At 66.5% G+C, this 22,867-nt stretch carries 21 protein-coding genes; 7 read left to right on the top strand and 14 right to left on the bottom strand.

The genetic code is table 11. The features are described 5' to 3' along the window. Positions 1 to 12 precede the first annotated feature (12 nt). A complete protein-coding gene (locus NJQ98_RS17135; RefSeq protein WP_262180900.1) occupies positions 13 to 1,038 on the top strand; it encodes a PGF-CTERM-anchored ABC transporter substrate-binding protein in 1,026 nt (341 codons plus the stop codon). 18 nt (positions 1,039 to 1,056) lie between these two features. Here the strand turns inward: NJQ98_RS17135 and NJQ98_RS17130 are convergent, their stop codons facing one another. Continuing rightward, the gene (locus NJQ98_RS17130; RefSeq protein ID WP_262180898.1) at positions 1,057 to 2,253 is read right to left on the bottom strand and encodes an NAD(P)/FAD-dependent oxidoreductase; all 1,197 of its coding nucleotides are present in this window, start codon (positions 2,251 to 2,253) and stop codon (positions 1,057 to 1,059) included. A gap of 198 nt (positions 2,254 to 2,451) precedes the next feature. Between NJQ98_RS17130 and NJQ98_RS17125 the strand changes: the two genes are divergently transcribed. Next, the gene (locus tag NJQ98_RS17125) at positions 2,452 to 3,858 is read left to right on the top strand and encodes a sensor histidine kinase (RefSeq protein WP_262180896.1); all 1,407 of its coding nucleotides are present in this window, start codon (positions 2,452 to 2,454) and stop codon (positions 3,856 to 3,858) included. A gap of 114 nt (positions 3,859 to 3,972) precedes the next feature. Here the strand turns inward: NJQ98_RS17125 and NJQ98_RS17120 are convergent, their stop codons facing one another. Genes NJQ98_RS17120 through NJQ98_RS17110 form a run of 3 tightly spaced genes read right to left on the bottom strand, consistent with a single transcriptional unit; the run spans position 3,973 to position 7,467 of the window. Next, positions 3,973 to 4,737 (bottom strand): Lrp/AsnC family transcriptional regulator, encoded by a 765-nt coding sequence (locus NJQ98_RS17120; RefSeq protein ID WP_262180895.1) that lies wholly within the window; start codon positions 4,735 to 4,737, stop codon positions 3,973 to 3,975. 53 nt (positions 4,738 to 4,790) lie between these two features. Then, complete coding sequence (locus NJQ98_RS17115) at positions 4,791 to 7,058, bottom strand: amino acid permease (protein ID WP_262180893.1); 2,268 nt, start codon at positions 7,056 to 7,058, stop codon at positions 4,791 to 4,793. Beyond that, entirely contained in the window at positions 7,051 to 7,467 is a 417-nt protein-coding gene (locus NJQ98_RS17110; RefSeq protein ID WP_431357506.1) for a universal stress protein, read from the bottom strand. The genes NJQ98_RS17115 and NJQ98_RS17110 overlap by 8 nt, the downstream gene beginning before the upstream one ends. Before the next feature lie 235 nt (positions 7,468 to 7,702). On the opposite strand from NJQ98_RS17110, the gene NJQ98_RS17105 reads away from it, so the two are divergent. Then, complete coding sequence (locus tag NJQ98_RS17105; protein ID WP_262180889.1) at positions 7,703 to 8,575, top strand: universal stress protein; 873 nt, start codon at positions 7,703 to 7,705, stop codon at positions 8,573 to 8,575. 438 nt (positions 8,576 to 9,013) lie between these two features. Here NJQ98_RS17105 and mvaD read toward each other — a convergent pair whose 3' ends face one another. Beyond that, positions 9,014 to 9,988 (bottom strand): phosphomevalonate decarboxylase MvaD, encoded by a 975-nt coding sequence (gene mvaD / locus NJQ98_RS17100; protein WP_262180887.1) that lies wholly within the window; start codon positions 9,986 to 9,988, stop codon positions 9,014 to 9,016. A 226-nt stretch (positions 9,989 to 10,214) separates the two neighbouring features. On the opposite strand from mvaD, the gene NJQ98_RS17095 reads away from it, so the two are divergent. Beyond that, positions 10,215 to 10,391, top strand: coding sequence for a DUF7317 family protein (locus tag NJQ98_RS17095; protein WP_262180885.1), 177 nt, complete (start codon positions 10,215 to 10,217; stop codon positions 10,389 to 10,391). 112 nt (positions 10,392 to 10,503) lie between these two features. On the opposite strand, the gene NJQ98_RS17090 is transcribed toward NJQ98_RS17095, so the two are convergent. Further along, complete coding sequence (locus NJQ98_RS17090) at positions 10,504 to 11,040, bottom strand: cob(I)yrinic acid a,c-diamide adenosyltransferase (protein WP_262180883.1); 537 nt, start codon at positions 11,038 to 11,040, stop codon at positions 10,504 to 10,506. Positions 11,041 to 11,100: 60 nt separating this feature from the next. Further along, the gene (gene msrA, locus NJQ98_RS17085) at positions 11,101 to 11,769 is read right to left on the bottom strand and encodes a peptide-methionine (S)-S-oxide reductase MsrA (protein ID WP_262180881.1); all 669 of its coding nucleotides are present in this window, start codon (positions 11,767 to 11,769) and stop codon (positions 11,101 to 11,103) included. A gap of 287 nt (positions 11,770 to 12,056) precedes the next feature. On the opposite strand from msrA, the gene NJQ98_RS17080 reads away from it, so the two are divergent. From NJQ98_RS17080 to NJQ98_RS17070, 3 genes are all read left to right on the top strand, one after another. Continuing rightward, a complete protein-coding gene (locus NJQ98_RS17080) occupies positions 12,057 to 12,227 on the top strand; it encodes a DUF7838 family putative zinc beta-ribbon protein (RefSeq protein ID WP_262180880.1) in 171 nt (56 codons plus the stop codon). Between the two features lie 69 nt (positions 12,228 to 12,296). Further along, positions 12,297 to 12,494 (top strand): DUF7511 domain-containing protein, encoded by a 198-nt coding sequence (locus NJQ98_RS17075; RefSeq protein ID WP_262180878.1) that lies wholly within the window; start codon positions 12,297 to 12,299, stop codon positions 12,492 to 12,494. Between the two features lie 38 nt (positions 12,495 to 12,532). Continuing rightward, positions 12,533 to 12,901 (top strand): response regulator, encoded by a 369-nt coding sequence (locus tag NJQ98_RS17070; protein ID WP_262180875.1) that lies wholly within the window; start codon positions 12,533 to 12,535, stop codon positions 12,899 to 12,901. Here NJQ98_RS17070 and NJQ98_RS17065 read toward each other — a convergent pair. The 7 genes from NJQ98_RS17065 to NJQ98_RS17035 form a co-directional block, all read right to left on the bottom strand. Continuing rightward, positions 12,898 to 16,005 (bottom strand): PAS domain S-box protein, encoded by a 3,108-nt coding sequence (locus NJQ98_RS17065; RefSeq protein WP_262180873.1) that lies wholly within the window; start codon positions 16,003 to 16,005, stop codon positions 12,898 to 12,900. The genes NJQ98_RS17070 and NJQ98_RS17065 overlap by 4 nt on opposite strands. A gap of 55 nt (positions 16,006 to 16,060) precedes the next feature. Next, positions 16,061 to 17,503 (bottom strand): aminomethyl-transferring glycine dehydrogenase subunit GcvPB, encoded by a 1,443-nt coding sequence (gene gcvPB, locus NJQ98_RS17060; RefSeq protein ID WP_262180872.1) that lies wholly within the window; start codon positions 17,501 to 17,503, stop codon positions 16,061 to 16,063. Beyond that, a complete protein-coding gene (gcvPA, locus tag NJQ98_RS17055) occupies positions 17,500 to 18,819 on the bottom strand; it encodes an aminomethyl-transferring glycine dehydrogenase subunit GcvPA (protein WP_262180870.1) in 1,320 nt (439 codons plus the stop codon). Before gcvPA ends, gcvPB begins: the two co-directional genes overlap by 4 nt. A 108-nt stretch (positions 18,820 to 18,927) precedes the next feature. Beyond that, on the bottom strand, positions 18,928 to 19,311 hold the full coding sequence (gene gcvH / locus NJQ98_RS17050; protein WP_262180868.1) for a glycine cleavage system protein GcvH: 384 nt from the start codon (positions 19,309 to 19,311) through the stop codon (positions 18,928 to 18,930). Next, positions 19,308 to 20,393 carry a glycine cleavage system aminomethyltransferase GcvT gene (gene gcvT / locus NJQ98_RS17045; RefSeq protein WP_262180866.1) on the bottom strand — a complete coding sequence of 362 codons (1,086 nt, stop codon included), beginning with the start codon at positions 20,391 to 20,393 and terminating at the stop codon, positions 19,308 to 19,310. Before gcvT ends, gcvH begins: the two co-directional genes overlap by 4 nt. A gap of 171 nt (positions 20,394 to 20,564) precedes the next feature. Next, on the bottom strand, positions 20,565 to 21,710 hold the full coding sequence (locus NJQ98_RS17040) for an ABC transporter substrate-binding protein (RefSeq protein WP_262180864.1): 1,146 nt from the start codon (positions 21,708 to 21,710) through the stop codon (positions 20,565 to 20,567). Beyond that, positions 21,707 to 22,867 carry an ABC transporter substrate-binding protein gene (locus NJQ98_RS17035; protein ID WP_262180862.1) on the bottom strand — a complete coding sequence of 387 codons (1,161 nt, stop codon included), beginning with the start codon at positions 22,865 to 22,867 and terminating at the stop codon, positions 21,707 to 21,709. Before NJQ98_RS17035 ends, NJQ98_RS17040 begins: the two co-directional genes overlap by 4 nt.

Below are 22,867 nucleotides of genomic sequence, written 5' to 3'. Positions count from 1 at the left end.
CCCGGACAGACGATGCGACGACCCGCGCTACTCGCCGTCGGACTCCTCGTGCTCGCCTCGCTTGCGACCCCGGCGGCCGCGAGCGCCCAGGTGTCCGGCCAGAACTGTGCGTTCCCGGTGACGCTGACCGACGCGACCGGGACCGAGATAACGCTCGACGAGCGGCCCGACCGAGTGGTGACGACGAACCCCTCGGCCGCCCAGACGATGTGGGAGATCGGCGGCCGCGACCAGGTCGTCGGGCTCAGCCAGTACGCCACCTACCTGGAGGGCGCCGAGAGCCGGACGAACGTCTCGGCCAGCTTCGGCGTCAGCGCCGAGCGGGTGGCCGGGACGAACCCGGACCTCGTCCTCGCGCCGAACGCGAGCGCGAGCGACGTGGACGCCCTCCGCAACGCGGGCCTGAAAGTGTACCACCTGCGTGAGGCCAAGACGATAGCCGACATCGCCGAGAAGACGACGACTATCGGCCGACTGACGGGCAACTGCGAGGGCGCGGCCGAGACGAACACCTGGATGAACGCGAACGTCGACGCCGTCCGGAGCCTCACCGCCGACATCGAGGACCGGCCGAAAGTGCTGTACTCGCTGGGCGGGGGGTACGTCGCCGGGGGCGATACCTTCATCGACACGCTGTTCGACGTCGTAGGCGCCGACAACGTCGCGGCGCGGGACCACTCGGGATACCCGCAACTGAGCGACGAGGTCGTCCTGCAGTTGAATCCGGAAGTGCTCGTCGTCACCGAGCGCACGGCCGGCCTCGCGAGCGAGGAGCCCTTCGCGAGCACGCGGGCGGGGCAGACGAACACGACGGTCCGCGTCAACGTCCGTGACCTCAACCAGCCGGCCCCGCGCAGCGTCGTCTACGTGACCCGCAATCTGACCCGACAGCTCTACTTCGGTCCGGACGCGGCGGTCAGCGCGACCGGCACCGCCACACCGACCGGGACGACGGCGGGCGACGGCCCCGGCTTCACCGCCGTCGGTGCCCTCGTCGCGGCCGTCGCCGCCGCGTTACTCGCACGCAGAGGGCAGTGAGGGGTCCGGGACGCGTCCTTACTCCGTCCCGGAGACGTCGACGATGTCGTCGGGCGCCGCCTCGACATCTCCGGCGTCGATACCCAGTTCCTCCCTGACGAGGTCGGTCGCCTCCCGAATCGCGCCGACACTCCCCAGGTAGCCCGCGCCGACGGTCGTCTTCAGCGCCAGCGCCGGGCGACCGGTCAACACGGTGGGCCCGACCTTCGCCACGGCGTCGTCGCCGACCGAGACCAGCCAGCCGGGCACGTCGAACCGGTAGCGCGCGAGCCGCGGCTCGAACCCGCCGCTTCCCTCGCGGCGGTGTTCCACGAGGGCCGCGATGTTGTCGGCGGCGACGCTCGCCTCCCGGATGGCCGCCGACGCGCTGGCCGGGACGGCCGCGCCGTCGCTGTCGACGACGCGGGCCGCGTCGCCGACCGCGAACGTGGCCTCGCCCAGGCGGAGGTCCGCACGGACGACCGGCCGGTCGTCGTCGAGCGCCGGCGACCCCGTGATGCCGCCGGTCCAGACGAACTGGTCGTAGTCGAGGGTCTCACCGTCGGCGAGGGAGAGGCTCTCGGCGTCGGCCCGCTCGACGGCGGTCCCGGTTCGGACAGTGACGCCGGCCCCGACCAGGGCGTCGTGGACGGCTCGCTGGAACGAGTCGGGGAACGCCGGGGCGACCTCGGCGGCCTGTTCGAGCAGGCAGACCTCGGCGTCGACGCCCCTCTCGTCGGCCAGCGCGGCCAGTTCGCCCGCGACCTGTACCCCCGAGAGGCCCGCACCGCCGACGACCGCGCGGTCGCCGTCGGTCAGGTCCAGGAAGTCACGGCGTATCTCGCGGGCGTCGGCGAGTCGCTTCAGCGGCGTCGCGTGCTCTCGGACCCCGTCCAGCCCGTAGAAGGCCGTCCGGGCGCCGAGACACACCGCACCCACGTCGTAGGAGAGCGTCTCCTCGCTCCCGGTGGGCGGTTCGAGCGTCGCCTCCCCGGCGTCGGCGTCGATATCGGTCACCGTCGCCTGCCTGACCTCGCAGCCGAGCGCGTCCGCGAGCGAGACGGTGATTTCGTCGGCCAGCGACGGCCGGCGGACGACCCGGTGGAGTTCGTGCTGAACGAGGTGGTCAGTCGACTCGTCGACGACCACGAGTTCGGCGTCGGCGGGGAGGGTCCGTTCGAGCGTTCGCGCGAGCGTCAGACCGGCGTAGCCGGCACCGAAGACGGCGACTAACATCAGCCGGTGTTAGAACCGAACAGGGATAATCCTGTTCCGGGGTCGTGTCGGCATAGCCAGCACTGACCGCTGTGGCCCCGTTCCCGAGCCGTGACCGCGGCGGCCGACGGAACAATTACAAATAATTTAAGATTATCCACAGGGTTACGTTACTCAATGGTCTCTGTGGAAGGCGCTACCAATCTGTCGAGAGTGGATTTGTGCGCCTTTCGGGAAGCCGTCGAGAGCGCCGGCCACGCGATATACTGGACTGACAGGTCGGGCGAAATCGAATACGTCAACGACGCGTTCGAAACCCAGACGGGATACACCGCCGAGGAGGCGGTCGGAAACAACGCCAGCATTCTCCAGTCAGGTGTCCACGGCGCCCGGTTCTACAAGCGGCTCTGGGACACCATTCTCGGCGGCAACGTCTGGGAAGGCCAGCTCACGAACGAGCGAAAGAACGGCGAGCGGTACGTCGTCAAACAGACCATCTCCCCGGTCACGGACACGGACGGCGATATCGTCCGGTTCGTCGCCGTCAACCAGGACATCAGCGACCTCCGGGAGGTGCAAGAGGACCTCCAGCAGGAGTGTGACCGGTTCGCCAGCCTCCTGAACGCCGTCCCCGTTCCGCTCGTTATCACCGCCTTCGACGACGCTGAGTTAGCGGTAGAACGGACGAACCAGGCGTTCAAGGACACGTTCGGCTACACCGACCGCCAGCTCGAAACGTCGCCGCTCGACGAACTCATCGTCGAGGACCCGGAGTCGGGACAGGCACGCAGGATAAACGAACGGGTCAAACGCGGTGAGCGGGTCCGGGAGGAAGTCACGCGCCGGACCGCGGCCGGCGAGCAGCGGACGTTCCTGCTCACCGCGACCCCGCTCGGCAGCGAGCCCCACGAGGAGTCCCTGGCGACGTACCTGGACATCACCGACCGAAAACAGGCACAGGAGGAGCTCGAACGGCGGACCCAGGAGCTCGAAGACTTCGCGAACGTCGTGAGTCACGACCTCCGCAACCCGCTCAACATCGCGAGCGGGCACGTCGACTTACTCGCGACCGAACACGAGAGCCCGCACATCGAGACGATTCGGAACGCCCACGAGCGCATGCAGGAGCTCATCGAGAACATCCTGATGCTCGCACGGCAGGGGAAAGCCATCGACGAGACGGAGCCCGTCGAGCTTGCGTCCTGTCTCGAGGACAGCTGGGCGATGGTCGAAACCGCCGACGCGACGCTCGACGTGCGGACGACGCGTACCGTCTCCGCGGACGAAAGCCGCCTCCGGCAGCTCTTCGGAAACCTCGTCCGGAACGCCGTGGAACACGGGTCCACGAGCCCCGACTCACAGGCTCGTCAGGACGGCGGCGAGGTGACGATTACGGTCGGCGACCTCGACGACGGGTTCTACGTCGCCGACGACGGGCCCGGAATCCCGGCTGGCGAACGCGAGCAGGTGTTCGAGGCCGGGCATACGAGCACCGAGAGCGGCACCGGGTTCGGCCTCTCTATCGTGGCGGAAATCGTCGAGGCACACGGCTGGGAGATAGCTATCACCGACAGCGAGTCGGGCGGGGCCCGCTTCGAAATCACCGGGGTCGCGGACCCGACCTAAGGGCACCAGTCGAGCCCAGCCGAACGGTAGATTCATAGAGTATCCAGTTGGCGGGCGCGTTCATTATCCGTGCCTGAGACGGTAACTTAGCCAGAAAACGAATCTATCTCGTCACTAAGAGAGCGTCGCCGGGCGATTTGTCTCGCCGAACGATTCCAGTGTCTCTTCGGGGACGCCGTCCCGAGCGAACACGGAGATGAGGTCTCCGGCGCGGATTTGTGTATCCCCTTTCGGCGTTATCATCTCATCTTCCCGCTCAATGGCGATAATAAGTACCTCCTCACCGAGCAACGATTTCTCGTTTGCTTTACGGAGTGTCATACCGACGATCGGTGCGTCCGAACTGACCGTCACATCAATGACTTCGGCACCGCCGGAGAGTGATACCATGTCGGTCATTGCGCCCTGTTTCGTCGTTCCGTCCGGCCCGAACGGTTCGTACGGAGTGAAATACTCCTCCTGAATCAGGTCTTCATCCTCGATTTCCAGGCCGAGTTTGCTGAGCTGGTGGGCAATCCGAGTGAGGTCGCTCATCTCCTCACCGACGGCCTTGACCTGGAGGTTCCCACGGCCTGTTCGGAGCTCGCGGACGTTGACAACACCGGGAACGGTCAGTGCCTTCCTGGCGAGGTTCTCACGTTCGCTTGCGGCTGTGTTGCAAATGAATAAGTTGGTCATCCGGCCCTCACACCGTTCAAAATCGATTTCGGCGTGATACCCGTTGATGATACCTGCATCTTCGAGTTGGTTGATGCGGTTACGAATCGTCCCCGGGGAGACATCCATCTCGTCGGCGATCATCGGAGCCGAGATATTCCGTGCATCCTGCTCTAGCGCGTGAATGATGCGCTTGTCGACTTCGTCGAGACGCCGACCCATACGGGAACTAACAGGGGGAGTCACAATTCCTCTTTCGCTTCACTCCGTCGCGACTACGATTCCAGTCTTCGAACGATGGCGTCACGAACCGACATTGGAGAGGTCTCGGGTCCGCGGGCCATGACTACGGTCCGGTCAGTCTGTTCGCCGATCGTCTCGGGCAGCGACCCGAACACGGCCTGTGAGACTGTCCCGGAGCGTGTGGCGCCCACGCAGATGGTATCGTACTCCGATGCGGCCGCGAGAATCGTCGCTTCGATATCCTCACCGACCGCAATACGGCTCTCGTAATCGTCCTCCGAGATTCCGGCTCTGTCGACGAGGTCGTCGATGACGGCTTGCCCGCGTTCCTGTGGCGTGAGTCCGTCTTCGTCCTCGCCCGGCTCCTGGACGTTGAGTAGTGTGACCGTCGCCGTGTCGCCGGCCGCATCGGCGAGTTCCGCCGCACGGCGGGCGGCGACGGGAGCGTGTGGCCCCTCCCCTGCGAGGACCATCATGTCGTTTGCGCGTTCCTTGGCGGGCCCGAGTTTCACCAGCGTCGCATCGCACGGGGCGTGGCCGATGACAGGGTCGATTGTGGAGCCCAGGACGTGTTCACGGCGGCTCCGTTTGCCTTGCCAGCCGAGAAGGACGTGGTCTGCGTTTTCCTCCTCGATGACATCCAGAATCGCAGACCCGGCGTCCCGACCGACGATTGCACGCGTTCGCAACCCGACATCGAGGTCATCGGCTATATCTCGGGCGGCGTCAAGCAGTTCCTGCTGCCGTTGAACGCGCGCTTCCTCGAACGTGAGGTCTTGTTCCAGTGAAGTCTGCTGTGGGACCTCGATGATGTTCACAGCGACGACCTCGGCGGTCTCGCTGTCGTCTGCGTATGCACTGGCTGCTGCCATCCGGAGGAGGTCCCGTTCTGTCTCGGGGTTCGCCACTGGGACGACGACGCGGTAGCTGCCCTGCCCGTCCGCGGCTGTCGTCGGTTCCGGTGCAATCGCTTCACCGAGAAGACTCTGGCTGAGCGCCCGGTCACGTGCGTACGCGAAGTACCAGACAACACCGAAGACGGTGATGACGGCACCGATAGCCTGCACTACGGTGTTCATCTGGAGCAGAATCGCGAGACAGGCCACGAATCCGAGCACCGGGACGACCGGATACAGAACGCCGGGAATCCGGAACGAGGGGTCGTAGGCGTCCGGGTTCGCGCGTCGCAGGACGATGACGGCGACGTGGACGAGTGCGTAGGTGACCAGGTACATGAAACTCGCCACTTCGGCGAGTGTCCCGATGCCGACTCCGATGGCGATGAGCACCAGCGTGATGATGCCCGTCGCGGATATCGCCCGGTAGGGCGTCCGGAACCGGTCGTGGACCTCGTTGAGCCAGTTCACGAGAATCTGGTCACGACCCATAGCGAAGTTCACGCGAGCCGCCGAGAGGATACTCGCGTTGGCACTCGACACTGTCGCCAGCACAGCCCCGACGATCATCGCCAGTGCACCGATTGAACCCATGAATTCGGTCGCCACGTCCGCGACCGGAATCTGTGAGTTCGCAAGCACTTCGATGGAGAGCGTCCCGGTCGAGACGAACATCACGCCGACGTACATCAGCGTCGGCGTCACGACAGCCGCTATCATGGCCAGCGGGAGGTTTCGGCTCGGGTTCTTGATTTCCTCGGCACTGGTGGCAATCACCTCGAAGCCGATGAACGTCACGTAGACGGTGCCGATGGTGGCTGCGACGGCCGGCCACCCGTTGGGATTGAACTCCTGAATGGTGGGGCCATCGACGATGCCGATGCCGAGGAACGCGATGATAAGTCCGACCAGCGTGAGGACGATGACGTTCTGGAGCGCCCCGGTCTCCTTGACGCCGTAGTAGTTCACGCCGGTCAGCAGCGCCGCCATGACGAGTGCCGCGACGGTGATGCCAATTTCTCCCCAACCGGCGAGGAAGCCGACGTACTGTCCGAGCCCGGGGAGCAGGTACTGTCCGAATCCGATCATGTAGAAGGCACTCGCAAAGGTCAGCCCGGCCCACATCCCCCACCCGACGATACTCCCGAAGAAGGGGCCAAGCGCCCGGTTGACGTAGTAGTAGCTACCGCCGGCTTTCGGCATTCCGGTGGCCAGTTCCGAGAGCGAAATCGCCGCGAGCAGAGACACCAATCCGCCGAAAAAGAACGACACCATGCTCGCAGGACCCGCTTGTTCGGCGGCGATGCTCGGCAAGACGAATATACCGGCACCGATCATTGTTCCAAGGCCGATCGTGTACGCCTCGAGAAAACCGAGGTCGCGTGCGAGTTCTTGTTCAGTCATCGTCTTTGGTTTCAGGAAGTGTGATTACGGGGACATCGCTGTCCGAAACCAGTGAGAGCGCGACATCACCGGTCAGCAGGCGGACCCATCGGCTGCTGCCTCGTGGTGTGAAGACGACCGCGGTCGCGTCGATGTCGTGAGCTGTCTCGATAATCGTCTCCGCGACATCGGTTCCATAGCGAATCTCGGTGGCGAGCGTGAGATTCGAGTCCCCCAACTCTCTCCGAACGATACCGAACATCTCGTGCGCGTAGTCCTCACGCTGTTCGACCGATGCCTTATCAGGTGCACCGCCGGCCTTCTCGATGACGTTGACCACGGTCATCGTACCCCCGGAAGACTCAACATACGGACGAACAGCCCGAACCGTTGCCTTTGCGTCCTCCGGTGAGGCCACAGGAACGAGCACATGGGAGAACAGTGACGCCGGCACGCTACACCCTCCCTCTCCGGCACGCGCGGGTTCGCGTCCGGTGAACGTCAGTCGCTGTGTTCCGGAACATACTGAATAGTCTACCGGACTCCTTTATCAAATATTCGTCTGTTTCTTTACTCGTCTGCGCTATCAGCAGTTTATCGATTCTGCACTACGGAATGCTGAACTGAAGAACGGATTTATTACTGATAAGCGGCCAGTACGTGTCATGACTCATGCTGAAGCTAATCTCCAGGAGTTCCTTGAGAGATCTGAGGGCCCTGATTCCCCACCACGCGTTCTCTATCCGATTTTCAGCAGTCACGATAGGTTCACGTTCGAGATAGCGCTAAACATCGCCGAGGGAGTAGATGGGGAACTCCTCGTATTGGATTTGCTCACAGATGACACCGCCCGGTCCGAGGAGTTCACCCTTATCGGTCGGAAGTTACTGCAGACTCATCTGGACGAGAACCACACTGTTGATGCGCATTTGGTCGCTGAAGAAACGAACAGCCCACTCAAGACAGCGATTTCCGTCGTACAGCAGCGGAATATCCAGCTTGTCGTTCTCGATGAACACACGCCCGACCTACTGGGTGAAGGACTTCGAGGCGACGCGGCCGATCAGATGCGGAAACAAGCGTCGTGTGATGTGGTCTCGGTCACGGACTCACGAACCCGCTCAGGGATTTCATCCGTCCTCGTACCGCTTGCCGAAGGAAAACATTCCGGTCTAGGCGTCGTCGTCGGCGGCGCTCTCGCGGCGGGCGCGGACGCACCTGTCGACCTCTTTCACGTGTCCGAAGAAAAAGACGATGCTGAGGTTTCACGGGTTTCAGAACTGTTCGCAGCTGCCAGGGAGCGACTCCCGGAAACTATCGACCTAAACACGTGGCATCTCGAAGCGGCCGATGTGGCCGAGGCGATCGTCAACGAATCTGCGCATTACGACGTGACTGTAATTGGCAAACCGACGAAAAACAGTCTCCGAGAGTTTGTGACGGGCTCAATCACTACCTCTGTCGCTGAGGAATCCGAAAACTCGGTGCTAACAGTTCAGCGTAACGGCGGAGCGGGCTTCAGTTTCGAGCGAAACTAGGGCGTTACTTTCTCGAGAGTGAGAGTGTGATTTAGGCGACCTCACGGCGTGTCGTGGGCAGAACAGTTGCTGCGCGTAGGGGATATAAATCGGTTGTTCATCGCCGTCGGGAGACACAGTTCCGTATCGTACACGCCGTCAATCGTCGAGCGTCGGGTTCGAACGTCCGTCCGGTGATGTCAGCGGGCCACAGTCGGTAGAAGTTACACTCAAGCAGTGTGACCGGTTTCGCGACGGAGACGTTGAGTGCGGGGAAGCCGGCGTTCTCGGCGAACGCATTGGACGCGAGGCCCGCGTCGTCTCGGGGGAGCGGTTCGAGTTCGGCGCGAACCGTGACGTTCCGTGCCGGCGGCCCGTCGACGCGCTTCGACGGGACCGCGTCGGAAAGCGGGGCGACACCCGCGTATCTTCGAGACCGGGGCGAAAGCGGTACCGAGTTCAGAACAGCGCGTCGGCTTCGTCCAGCACCTCCGCGGGCCCGCCGACCTGCCAGACCCGCGTGTCGACGCCGCAGTCTGCGACGGCGGCCTCGACGCGGTCGACGTGCTCCTCGGTGGTGTTGACGTAGGTGCTGGCGCCGGTGTCGACCGAGAAGTACACCGGAATCCCCTCCTCGGTGCGAAGCTCCCGGACGGTGTTGAAGATCTCGATGGTGCGGGGCTGCCAGTACACCCAGCCGGCGGGGCCGGTCATCGTCGTCGCGGCCAGCGAGAGCGAGTCGTGTTCGGCCAGTTCGAACGCGCGGCCGAAGTCGGCGTCGTAGAGCGCGTCGCGCATGTCCGATATCTGGCGCTGGATGTGGGCCTTGCGCGCCTGGAACATGTGGCTGTCGGCGGCCTCCTTGTGGGCGGCCTCGGTCTCCTTGTAGGAGGGGACCATCCCGGCGACGACGCGCAGGTCGTCTTCGAGGTCGGTCTCGATGCGTTCGCTGCGACAGTCACGGTCGTTGACGCCGGTCTTGAGGTGCGAGAACGCGCCCGTCACCGCGCGGGCGGCGGACGCGGAGCCCCGGCGCGCGACCGTCGATATCTCGGGGTGAGTCATGTCGAGGTCGGCCGCTTCGACCAGCGCCATCGCCGCCGCGGCGAAGCCCGACGAGGAGGAGCCAAAGCCGATGTTCGTCGGGAAGTCGTTGGTCGACTCGAACCGAACGTGGTGGTCGATACCGGCCAGGTCGCGGACGTGGTCGACGACCGAGTCGATGCGCTCGGCGCCCCGCCCCTCGACTGTCTCGCCGTCGATGACGTAGCGGTCGGCGTCGAGGGCGGGGTCGAACTCGACGGTGGTCTTCGTCCGGCTCGGCGCCGTGCTGACCGAGATGCTGTCGTGGTACGGCATCCGCCGCTCCTCGTCGCGCATCCCGTGGTACTTCACCAGCCCCTGAATGGGGTGTGCCTTCGCGGTCGCTTTCATACCTCACCGTTCCGGGCCGGTCACTTTGCTATTGCGAACCGGGGCCGGCCCCGTGGGTCGCCGAGCCGGAGTTCCGACCGTGGAACACCGAGAACAACATACAGCCAAATATTCGGCCTCATTCCGCTCTTTCAGCCAGTTATACGGGCACTAATATCCGAGGTATGCTACTTATCCTCAGAGAAACTTTAAGACTTGTGCGCAGTACGATTCAGACGAGGAAACGATGTCATACACCTCCCTCACGACGGCCCTGACACTGTACCGCGGCGGCACCCTCACCCTGGAGCAGGCCGCAAGCTACGGCGGCGTCGAGGCCGGGAAGCTGGCCTCGGAGCTCCGCTCGCGGGGCTTCGATGTCCGCGAGGAGGACTGGGACGTCCTGGCCGAGACCGCGAACTGACCGTCCCCGCTGGGGGCGCCGATACAGCCCCTCGCTCACTCGCCAACCGACCGTAACGGTCCGCTGACCCGCAATCCGTGACCGCTCAGTCGGCGATGTCCGGACTCGACTCTCAGTACTCCGGGCTCTCCTCCCGGACGCCCTCGCGCTTGTTGACCAGCCGCGCGAGGGTAAACAGCGTGTCCGAGAGCCGGTTGAGGTAGATGATGGCCGTTTCGTTGACGCCGGCCTCCTCGGCGGCCAGCGAGACACACCGGCGCTCGGCTCGGCGACAGACGGCCCGCGCGTGGTGGAGCTTCGCGCCCGGTTCCGAGCCCGACGGCAGGATGAACGACTCCAGCTGGTCCAGCTCCTCGTCGGCCTCGTCGATCATGGCCTCTATCTCCTCGACGTGGGCCTCGGTAATCTGTGGGTCGTCCTCGTCGGGGCTGGGGTTGGCGAAGTCGGCCTGGACGATGTGGAGGTGGTTCTGGACGGTCCGCAGGTCGTCGTCGATGTCGTCGTGCCCGGTCGGCCGGACGACGCCGACGAGGGCGTTGACCTCGTCGACGGTCCCGTAGGCCTCGATGCGCCGGGAGTCCTTCGAGACGCGGTCCATCGTCCGCAGGTCGGTCTGGCCCTGGTCGCCGCGGCCGGTGTAGATGGTCATACCGCTGCTGGGGCTGCCACGGCCTTATATTCTCGCCGAAGGAGCGATGGCGGTCCGCCGCTACAGCCGCCGTTCGAGTTCCGACAGCGCCGCGGGCGTCAGTTCGACCGCCGCGAGCAGGGACGCCCGCCGGTCGGCGTCGCCGTGACCCGCCACGAAGCCGTTCAGCCGCGCCGCGACCGTCGAATCGACCAGCGCCGGGCCGTAGACGTCTTCGAGTTCGTCGCCCAGTACCGGCGTCGAGCGGAGCTCGTACTTCTGGTGGTAGTCCTCCGCGAGCGTGAACGAGTCCAGCGCCTCGATGGCCGTCCCGACGGGCTGTCCCGTCCGGTCTTCCAGGGCGGCTGCCGACGCCTCGGCGGCCGCACGCTGGGCCTCGTCGTGGGCCAGCACGACGCCGCGGTACTGGCGCTTGTGGGCCCCGCCGAAGGGGTCGTGGTTCGCCCAGAACACGTCCAGCAGGTCCTCGTACGCGACGGTCTCGGGGTCGTACTCGACCTGGACGACCTCCGTGTGGTCGCCCAGCGCGTAGTAGCTCGGCTCCGTTTCCGTCCCGCCCGCGTAGCCGACGCGGGTGCGCACGACGCCCGGCATCGCCCCGAACCGGGCGTCCGGCCCCCAGAAACAGCCCATCCCAAACGTCGCGGTGTCCGTCCGCGATGGCGGGAGCGCGTCGGCGTCGACCTGCAGCGCGGTGAGTGGCAGCTGGTCGCTCTCGACCGTGGTCATACGCTCTATAGGCGGGCTGGCGGTTTGCCTGTTCGGGTCCGGCACTCGTGGCTGAAAGGACGCGGACTCCGTCGAGTGACCGGCGACTCGTCCCCGGCGGAACAGCCGACCGGGCCGTTCTGGCCGTTCACAGACCCACACGGGGGGTGGCCTGGTGTGCCCGGAGAGCTGACGGCCCGGTTCGGCACCAGGCGCGCCCACATCACCGACGCTGCCGTCTCCGGGACCGCGGCTCCGCGTTTCCCGGAACCGGGAGCTTCAATTGCACCGGCGTTCAACAGGCGGCCATGAGCCTGGAACTGGAGCACTACTGCCCGAAGTGCGAGGAGTACAGCGAGTTCTGGAAGGTCGCGAGCACGTCGATGCACCTCGGGCGGAAGGTCAAGTGGCACTGCGGGAACTGCGATTACGGCTTCGTCCGCATCGACGGCGAGGTCGACACCGGACAGAGCGCATAGCCATATATAGCGGTACTGAGAGGTCTTAGAAGCTGTTTTACCGTCCCTCTCGGAGAGTCCACATGCAGGATGAGCCTGGAACAGACAGGGGTGGCCGCGGACGCTCCCGACCGACCTGACGTGGAACTGTCACTGACCGTGGTCCGCTACGCGGACGGGCCGGACCGCTGTACCATCTACCCGCCCGAGGCGACGGGCGATGCGCGGCTGTCGACGTGGCTGAGCGCGGACTACGAGGCCGCCGTCGAGCTCTCAGCCATGCAGTGACCGTGGGTTTTTATTTCAGAAGGCGATATTCTCGGTAGATGAGTATCGACGTGCTCCTGGTCGACGAGGACAGAGACGTACTCGAAATCGTCCAGACATTTCTGGAGCAGGAGGACGACCTCGAGGTGACCAGCGAAGCCGACCCGGAGACCGCCCTGGAGATGGCGCTGACCGACGACTACGACGTCGTCGTCAGCGACTACAAGATGCCCCGGCTCGACGGCCTGGAGCTGTGTACGGAGCTTCGGGAGCGGGAGCGAGCGATTCCCTTTCTCCTCTTTAGCGCCCGCGAGCCGGCCGACGTCAGGCCGGACGCCGCCGACGCCGGCGTGACCGATTTCGTCCAGAAGGGGACCGGCACCGACCAGTACAGCGTGCTGGCCGAGAAGATTCGCGCGGCGACCTAGATATCGGTCCGCGGGAGCGTCAGCGTGACCGACGCGCCGTCGGCGGTGTTCTCGAATCGGACGGTCCCGCCGTAGGACTCTATCACCCAGATGACGAGCCACAGCCCCAGCCCGCTCCCGTGGCTCAGCTGGGTAATCGGTTCCGTGCCGGTCAACACGTCGAGTTCGTGGTCCGGGATGCCCGGCCCGTCGTCGGCGACGGTGACCGACACCGTCTCGGGCGAGGGGTCGACCTCGACCGACACGGTCGGGTCGTCGCCGGCGTGTTTGAGGCTGTTCTCGATGAGTTCGTCGACGACGCGATGTAGCCGGCCGTCCGCGGCCATCACCGGCGCGTCCGGCGTCGAAACCGCAATCGACAGCCCGTGCTGGGTGCCGTACTGCCTGGCGACGGACTCGACGGCGTCGGTGATTTCGACCGGGGTCGTGTCGGCGTCGTCGCGCCTGACCGAGCGCTCTATCTCGCGGGCGCGGTCGCTGAGCGATGCTATCTGTTCGGCCTTCGAGATGAGCCGGTCCAGCAACGCGCGGTGGCGCTCGTTGTCGGTCCCCTCGTAGAGCTCGTCGGCGAGCCCGAGGACGACCGTCAGGTCGTTGCGGAGGTTGTGCCGGAGGACGCGGTTGAGGACTTCCAGCCGCCGCTGGCGCTCTTTTTGCTCGGTGATGTCGGTGTAGATACCGAAGCTCCAGACGCTGCCGTCCCGTCGGTAGGGGACCCCGCGAAAGAGGAAATCCCGGAAGCCGTCGGCGGTTCGCCGGCGGATTTCGGCCTGGACGGTCTCGCCCTCCGCGCCCCGCTCGTCGAGCCGGGCGGCCTCCCGCTTGGCCTCGTCGTTCGGCGGGAGGATGTACTCGTCGAGTTCGCCGTCGAGGACGGTGTGTCGGTCGAGGCCGAAGACGTCGGTGAACGCGGGGTTGACCGACCGGACGAGGGGCGCGTCGTCGTCGAACTCCAGCTCGACGACGGGGTCCGGGAGGTTGTTGAACAGGTACGAGAAGCGGTCCCGCTCGTCGCGCAGCTCCTCGCGGGTCTGTTCTAACTCCGTCCGGTCGCGCACGACGCCCGCGGTGCCGCGGAAGCCGGCCTCGTCGATGAGCGACACCTCTATCTCGACCGGATGCTCTTCGCCGTCGGCGCTGTACAGCGTCGTCTCCAGCCGAATCGTCCCGTCCTCGCCGGCCTCGCGGAGCTCCTGGATGCGCCTGTCGAAGACGGCCACGGACTGTTCGTCGAGGACGCTGCGCGGGTGGCTCCCGCGGAGGTCGTCGCGCTCGTACCCCAGCCAGTCGGCCAGCGGCTCGGTGACGAGCTGGAACAGCCCGTCGTCGTCGAGGACGTACACCATGTCGCGGACGTTCTCGATGACGGTCTCGTAGCGCAGCAGCTCCTGTTCGCGCTCGACTCGGTCCAGCGCGGCCGCCGCGTTCGAGGCGAGTATCTCGGCGACCGAGACGTCCGCGTCGCTGAAGGTCTCCGTGTTGTAGGTCGCGACGCTCAACACCCCGTGGCCGTCGAGCGGGATGTACATCGCGGCGTTTGCGTCCCGGTCGTCGTAGTTTGTCACTTCGCTGAAGTCGTCGACGCGGACGGATTCACCGCGCTGATAGGCCCTGCCCGGGTTCGCCTCGTCGGCGTCGTACACCGGTCGGTCGGGCACCCCGTCGGTGGCGGCGACCGGTTTCAGCGTCCCCGTCTCCTCGTCGTAGAGCCGCACGAGGTTCAGGTCGAAGCCGAGCTCGGACTCGGCGGCCGCGACGACCGTCTCGGCCACGTCCTCGGCGGTCTGGGCCTGCATCAGCGACCGCGTCGTCTCCAGCAGGCCGGAGAGCCGCTGGTCACGTTCCTTCTGGGCGGTGATGTCGCGGATGATGCCCGCCGTCCCCTCGAACCACTCGCCGTCGTCGTCCCACAGCAGCGTCATGTGGTCTTCGGCGGGGAACGAGGAGCCGTCGGCCCGCTGTATCGCCAGGTCGAACGTCTCCTCGTCGTCCGCCCGGTCGAATATCATCTCCCGGACGATGGATTCGGCCCGTTCGACCACCTCGTCGGACTTTATCCTGCTCGTGTGAGCGCCCAGCAGCTCGGCCTCGCCGTAGCCGGTCAGCTCCGTCATGGCGTCGTTGACCAGCCGGAAGTGGCCCGTCTCGTCGAGCGCGTAGATACCGTCGTCGACGGCCTCGATGACGTTCTCGTACTGTTCGAGGTCCGCCTTGCGCTGGCGGCGCTCCAGCTCGCGGCTCGTCCACTCGGCGAGCAGCCGCGTGAACGTCTGCTCGCTCTCGGAGAAGGGGTCGGTCCGGGGCGCCTCGTCGGCGAAACAGAGCGTCCCGTACAGCTCGCCGTCGACCACCACCTTCCCGCCGAGATAGCAGGCCAGCCCCGAAGTCCGGTAGGCCGCGTCGTCCTCCCATCCCTCGGCGGCCACGTCGGCGATTCCGAACTGCTCGCGGTCGTCCGCGACGATGCGGCGACAGTAGGTGTTTGACAGCTCGGTCACGGCGCCGTCCCGGATGACGTCGTGGTCGCCGGCGACCGAGACGACCTCGTACTCGTCCCCCTCGATGCGACTCAGGTAGCCAAGCGAGAGGCCGAGGCGGTCGGCACCGAGTTCGAGGACGCGGTCGAGTATCTCCTCGTCGGAGAGCGCGTCGGTCGCCGCCAGTTCGGTCAGCCGGTGCAGCGCCTCGTTGTTACGCTCCAGTTCCCGCTCGCGGCCACCCCGTGTCGCAGGTGTCGAGGCCTCGCGAACCAGTTCCCGGACCCGCTCCGTGGGGTCGGTGTCGGTCCGATGAACGTACTCGGTCACGCCGAGGCGGGTCGCCGCGGCGGCGACGCGGCCGTCGGGTTCGTCGGTCACGAGGACGACGGGAATCTCTGGGCGGTCGGCTCGAACCGCTTCGAGGACCGCCAGCCCGTCCAGCCCCTCGTCCGGGGCGTGTTCACAGACGATGGCGGCGACGTGGGCCTCGTCGATAGCGTCGAGCGCCGCCGCCGGGGCGTTCGCGGTCCGGACCGGTCGGTCCAGCCCCTCGGACAGGGGTGACAGGCCATCCCCGCCGGTGGGGGTCGGACGAACGTGGAGAACGATAGCCTGTTCGGACATGCGCGTCAGTACCTGAACTGTCCCCTACACCCATATAAATGGGCGGCCGGGATTATCAGTCGTCAGAATCGAGCGCCTGCCAGGAGAGCCGCGGGTTCCGGGCCGCCGAGACTTGGTCGATGCGGCCCGCGGCGGTCCGGCGGGGCGCGGAGGCGAGCGTCCCGTCGTCCTCGCCGTGGACGGCCTCGAAGGCGGCGGCCAGCTGGTCCAGCGACCGCTTGCTCTCGCCCTCCGTCGGCTCGGTCATCAGCGCCTCGGGCACCGTCTCGGGCCACTTCGTCGTCGGCGGGTGGACGCCGTGGTCGAGCATCCCCTTGGCCACGTCGGCGGCGTCCTGCTCGCCCGCGCTGGCGACGAACTCGTGGTGGAACGGGCCGAAGGGCACGTCGTAGGGTATCCGCTCGGCGAGGTAGTTCGCGTTCAGGACGGCCTTCGCGCTGGCGTCCGCGAGCCCGGAGTCGCCCAGGCGGCTGATGTAGGCGAAGGCCTTCACCAGCACCGGCCAGTTGCCGTAGTAGCCGTGGACCTTGCCGATGGAGTGGGCGGGGCGGTAGTGCTCGTAGTCGCCGCGGCCGTCGCCGTCGTCGCGCTCGCGGACGTGTGGGTCCGGCAGGAACGGCGCCAGCTCCTCGGTGACGCCCACGGGACCGGCGCCCGGGCCGCCGCCGCCGTGGGGCGTCGCGAACGTCTTGTGGACGTTGTAGTGCATCACGTCGAAGCCCATGTCGCCCGGTCGGGCCCGCCCCAGCAGGGCGTTGAGGTTCGCGCCGTCGTAGTACAGCAGCCCGCCCGCGTCGTGGACGATATCGGCTATCTCCTCGATGTCGCGCTCGAACAGCCCGAGCGTGTTCGGGTTCGTCAGCATCAGGGCGGCCGTCTCATCGCCGACGGCGGCCTCAAGGGCCTCGATGTCGACGCGGCCGTCCTCGCCGCTCGGCAGTTCGACCACGCTGTAGCCGGCCATCGCCGCCGTGGCGAAGTTGGTCCCGTGGGCCGAGTCCGGGATGACGACCTCCGAGCGCTCGTCGTCGTTGTGTTCGTGGTAGGCCTTCGCGACCCGGATGCCGGTGAACTCGCCGGCGGCGCCGGCGGGGGGCTGTAGCGTCACCGCGTCCATCCCCCCGATGCGCCCCAGGTAGTCCTGGAGCCGGTAACAGAGCGCGAGCGTCCCCTGGACGGTGCTGTCGGGGCGGTCGGGGTGGACGGCGGCCGCCGGCAGCGCCGTGATGTCCTCGGTAAACGAGGGGTTGTACTTCATCGTACAGGAGCCGAGCGGAACGGGGCCGCTCTCGACGCCGTAGTTCATCTGGGAGAGCCGGGTGTAGTGGCGGGCTATCTCCGGCTCTGCGGGGGCTGGCAGCTCAAGCGAGTCCCGCGTCAGCTCGTCGGGCAGGGGCGAGTCCTCGATGTCGACCGTCTCGGTCGCTTTCTCGGAAAGCAGCGGTTCGTAGCGCTCGCCGTCCTCGTCGGCCCAGCTCGCCTGGTCGTAGGTCGTCATTTCGCCACCTCCGTGAGCGCCCCGACGAGGCCATCTTCGGCCTCGGCGGTCACCTCGGTGGCCGAGACCTGAATCAGGTGCTCGCCGACGGTGTGGACGGCATAGCCCTCCCCGGCGAGGTCGTCGGCGACCGCGCGGGCCGGCTGGTCGGTCCGGGCGACGAACTCACGGAAGTGGTGGCCGCCGTGGACCGGGGCCTGGACACCGACGACGTCGTCCAGTCGGGCCGCGAGGTCCCGCGGCCGGGTCACGCAGTCCTCGGCCAGTTCCACGAGCCCGTCGGGGCCGAGCCAGGCCGCGTGTATCGCGGCCCGCAGGGCGACCCACGCCTGGTTCGTACAGATGTTCGAAGTGGCCCGCTCCTTGCGGATGTGCTGTTCGCGGGTCTGCAGGGTCAGCGTGTACGCGCGGCGGCCCTCGCCGTCCTCGCTCGCGCCGACCAGTCGGCCGGGTACCTGCCGGAGGAACTCCTCGCGCGTGGCGAACATCCCGAGCCCGAAGCCGTAAGCGGTGCCCGTCCCCAGCGAGGCGGCGTCGCCGACGACCACGTCGGCGCCCACGTCGGCGGGCCGCTCGAGCAGCGCCAGCGCCACGGGGTCCGTGCCCAGGCAGAACAGCGCGTCGTGGTCGTCGGCGAGGGCGCCGATGTCGGCGAGCCGTTCCTCGATGACGCCCCGAACGGTGGGCGTCTCGGCGTACACCATCACCACGTCCTCGTCGACGGCCTCGGCGAGCGCGTCAACGTCGGCCTGCCCGTCGGCCATCGGATACGACTCGACCGACAGGCCGGGGCCGTCGGCGTAGTTCTCGAGGACGGCGCGCTTGTCCTCCCGGAGGTGGTCGGGCACCAGCACCGTCTCGCCGGAGACGGAGCGGACCCGCTGGGCGAGCGTCGCCGCCTCGCCCAGCGCCGTCGCCTCGTCGTACATCGAGCAGTTTGCCACGTCCAGCCCCGTCAGCTCGACCAGCATCGACTGGTACTCGAAGAGGGCCTGCAGGAACCCCTGCGTGACTTCGGGCTGGTACTGCGTGTAGGAGGTCAGAAACTCCGACCTGCTCGCCAGGTCGTCGACCACGCTCGGCACGTAGTGGGCGTAGTGCCCCCGGCCGAGGAACTCGGTCAGGTCGTCGTTCCGACCCAGCAATTTGGCCGCCTCTCGGCGCGCCTCGCGCTCGCCGCGCGACTGGATACCGAACTCGCCGTCGAAGGCAACCGAGTCGGGCACGTTGAACAGCGCCTCGATGTCGTCGACGCCGACCGCGTCGAGCATCGCCTGGGCCTCGGCGTCTGTATGTGGGGCGTAGGGGCTTGTCATGGTAGCTGTCCCGAAAATCGGCGTACCGTCCCGCGGACGAACATTGGTGAGTGAGCGTTGCGACCGCCTGCATATGATTATCCCGGTTCGACCCCCGGCGGCCCGCCCCTACTCTATCTGGTCGCGGTAGGCGTCGGCGTCGAGTAGCTCGTCGAGCCCGCTCTCGTCGGCCAGGTCGAGTTCGAGCATCCACCCCTCGCCGAACGGGTCCTCGTTGACCAGTTCGGGCCGGTCGAAGAGGACGTCGTTGACTGCCGTGACGGTCCCCGAGACGGGCGCGTAGATGTCCGAGACGGCCTTGATGGACTCCACGACGCCGAACTCCTCGCCAGCCGTCAGCTCGTCGCCCTCGTCGGGCAGCTCCACGAACACCACGTCGCCCAGTTCGTCCTGTGCGAAGTCTGAGATACCGACCCGGGCGGCGCCGTCGTCGGTTCGGACCCACTCGTGCGATGCCAGATAGTGGCAGTCGTCGGGTACGTCGAAGCTCATCTATCGATGAATGGCGTCGCCCGGGTACGTGCCTCCTTCGGTTCGCCGCGGATGACGACCTCGACGGAACGCTCCGGTTCGGCGTACTCGGTCGGGAGGTACGCCAGCGCGATGGGGACCCCCAGCGTCGGGCTCATCGTCCCGCTGGTGACGTGGCCAAGCGCCTCGCCCTCGGTGTCGGTGACCGCGTAGCCGTGACGCGGGACCCCGCGGTCCAGTAGCTCCAGCCCGACGAGCCGCTCGTCGACCCCGTCCCGGGCCTGGGCGGCCAGCGCGTCCCGCCCCACGAACTCCGTATCGAGGGCGACCGTCCAGCCGATGTCGGCCTCGTAGGGCGTCCGCGGTTCGTCGCGGTGGTGGAACTCCTCCCCCGAGAGCAGAAAGCCCATCTCCAGGCGGAGGGTGTCCCGCGCCCCGAGCCCGCAGGGCTGGCAGTCCAGGGCCGTCCACACCGCCGCCGCGTCGGCCGCCGGGCAGAGTATCTCGAAGCCGGCCTCGCCGGTGTACCCGGTGCGCGCGACCAGGGCGTCCACCCCGGCGACGGCCCCGCTCGCCACCTCGAAGCGGCCCAGCGAGCCGAGCGCCAGCGCCGTCTCGGCCCCGAGCAGTGTCTCGGCGTCGGGCCCCTGTACCGCTATCATCGCGTACTCCTCGGTGCGATTGGTCACTGTCGCCGCCAGCCCCCATCGGTCCAGATGGCTGGCCCACCGCTCGGTCATCTCGCCGTCGTGGCCGGCGTTGGGAACGAAGAGGTAGTCGTCGTCGGACACGGCGGGCAACCGGTAGACGACGGTGTCGTCGATGAGACGCCCGTCCTCGTCGGTGATGCCCGCATACTGGGCGTCGCCCGGCGCCAGTTCGGCGACGTCGTTGGTCGTCAGCCGCTGGGTGAGTTCGAGCGCGTCCGGCCCGGACACCGTCACCTGGCCCATGTGCGAGACGTCGAACTTTCCGACCGCCTCGCGAACGGCGGTGTGTTCGGCGCGGATAGAGTCGAACTCGACGGGCATCTCCCAACCGCCGAAGTCGGTGAGGCTCGCGCCCTCGTACACCCCCGCCAGTGGGGGTCGTCGGAGTGTCATAGGTGGTGGGTCGCCCCCGGCGACCTTACGAGTTGGCCTTCTGGGGTGATTTCGGCCGAGCAGATAAATCGTATAGCGCGATAGCAAATCACCTTCCGGCCGGGACAGCGGGGCTCCAGAGCGGCGGAAAATTCGGCGGCGTCGGTACTGTGTCCGGATTGGGCGACGCCGTCAGGGGTCCGTGTCGCCGTTGACGATGTCCGCGACCCGCTGGCGGTCGAACAGCTCCTCGCTCCGGTCGAACTCGTCGGGAAACAGCTGCGTGGCCGCTCGCTCCGTCTTCGAGAGGTTGAGAATCGGTCCCTGATACATCCCGCCAGCCGGATAGACGTCTCCGGTCTGGACGGCCGAAAGACGGCTCGCCGTGCTGTGTTCACGCATGAACGACAGGTAGGTGTCCCGGAAGTCGGACGCAGTCCGGTATCTGTCCGTGTAGAACATGAGCACCTCCGGGTCGATATCCAACAGCGGTTCGTAGTCGATGGAGCCGCGGTCCGAGGTGAAACTCTGGATGTCGGAGCCCGCGAGGGCGTCGCGCACGCCGAGGTCCCGCCAGTGCTTGTAGGCCGTCCGGTCGCCGAGTCGGTACGGATAGAACTGCTCCGGTTCCGTCGACCCCGGCGAGAGGAGCGCGATTTCCGGCCGGTCGCGTTCCGGCGGGAGGCGGTCCTGTATCGCCGCGATGGTGTCGTCGTGGAGGGTCCGGAGCGCATCGAATCGGGCCGTCCGCTGGAACACCTGGGCGACCTTTTCGGTGGCCTCGTACAGCGACAGGTACGGGTAGCTGTCGTGCCACGAGTACGTCGAGAAACTCGTGTTGCCACACAGCGGCGCGACGTTCTGGCTGACGTTGTCGACATCTTCCCGGTTCCAGTTGGGAATCAGGTTCGTCATGTAGTTCGGGTCGATGAAGTGGACGCCGGCGTCGATATCGTAGAACCGCTCTCGCGTGATGCCGTCCTGCCACAGCGAGGTGATGCCGTCCTTGCTCGTCGAGAGCCCGGGGATGTCGTCGTAGGGCCACGTCCGGTACTCGCCGGTGAGGACGACGGCGCTGGGCTTGCCGACGCCGAGCGCGACGCCCATATCGGCCCAGCTCGCGTTCTCGGCGACCCAGATATCGGGAACCGATTCGAACGTGACCTCCCCGGCAGGCGGAATCGTCACCGAGTACGGTTGGCTCCGTGTCCCCGTGTGTCGCTCGGACGCGGAACCGTTCACGAGGTCCGAGCAGCCCGTCAGTCCGAGCGCAGCCGCCGTCCCGGCGGCCGTCAGCGCCTCCCGTCGGGTCGGTGCTGCCGCGTCTTGGTCGCTCACTGGTCGAACTCCCCCGTGACGATGTCCGCGACCCGCTGGCGGTCGAACAGCTCCGCATCGCCGGTCACGTCCCCGAACTCCTCGGGGAACAGCTGTTTCGCCGCCCGTTCGGTCAGGAACAGGTTGTGAATCGGTCCCTGATGGAGGTAGCCGCCGCGGTACACCCGCTCGTTCCGGACGGCGGTCAGTTCGCCTCCGACGGGGTGGTCCTGCATGTACGACAGGACGGTGTCGCGGAACTCGGTCGGCGACTTCCGCTCGTGGCCCCGAACCAGTATGACCTCGGGGTCGATTTCCAGGAGGTTCTCGTAGTCCAGTTCCGAGCGCTCGCTGGAGCTGAGCTGTTCGACGTCGGTTTCGGCCAGTGCGTCCGAGACACCGAGGTCACGCCACTGCTTCTTGCTCGTCCCCGCGTCGTCGAGTCGATAGGGCGAGAACGTCGACGGCTCGGTGGTTCCCTCGTAGGTGAGGAAGACGGTCGGCCGCTCACTCTCCGGCGGGAGCCGACTCTGGATGGACTCGATGAACTCGTCGTGGAGCCGTTCGAACGCGTCGTAGCGCGCCTGTTGCCGGAAGACCTGCGCGACTTTCTCGAAGGCCTCGTACAGCGTGTAGTAGGGGTAGTCGTGCCACTCGTCGGACCGACGGAAAATGAGATTCCCGACGAAGGGGGCGACGCCCGACCGAATCTCCGCCACGTCCGACTCGCTCCAGTCGAACCAGTTGACGAGCATCTGTGGGTCGTACAGATGCACGTCGCTTTCGAGGTCGTAGAACTGCTCTCTCGTCCGGACTTCCGGGTGTGCCGACAGGGTCGTTTCGTCGACGCTGACGCCGGGGAGGTCGTCGTAGACGTAGCGGTAGTAGCGGTCGGCATCGCCGACGCCGGTCAGCCCGTCGGCCTGTCCGAGCGCGACGGCCATATCAGCGTATCCGCCGTCGTAGGCGGCCCATCGCTGGGGCACCGAGTCGAACTGGACCTCGCCCATCGGGGCCATGTTCACCGTGTACTGGCCGGCCCCGGTCGGCGTCCCGTTGTCGCCGGGCTGGCCCGCGAGGTCCGAACAGCCAGCCAGTCCGAGGCCCGCTGCGACTGCACTGCCGTATTTGAGGGTGTCTCTGCGCGTCGGTCCGTTTCGTGTGGTGTCGTCGTTCAT

This window comes from Haloarcula laminariae (assembly GCF_025457605.1).
Classification (GTDB): Archaea; Halobacteriota; Halobacteria; order Halobacteriales; family Haloarculaceae; genus Haloarcula; species Haloarcula laminariae.
Note: the sequence above shows the minus strand (reverse complement) of the source record. Positions and strands in the feature narration are given on the sequence as shown.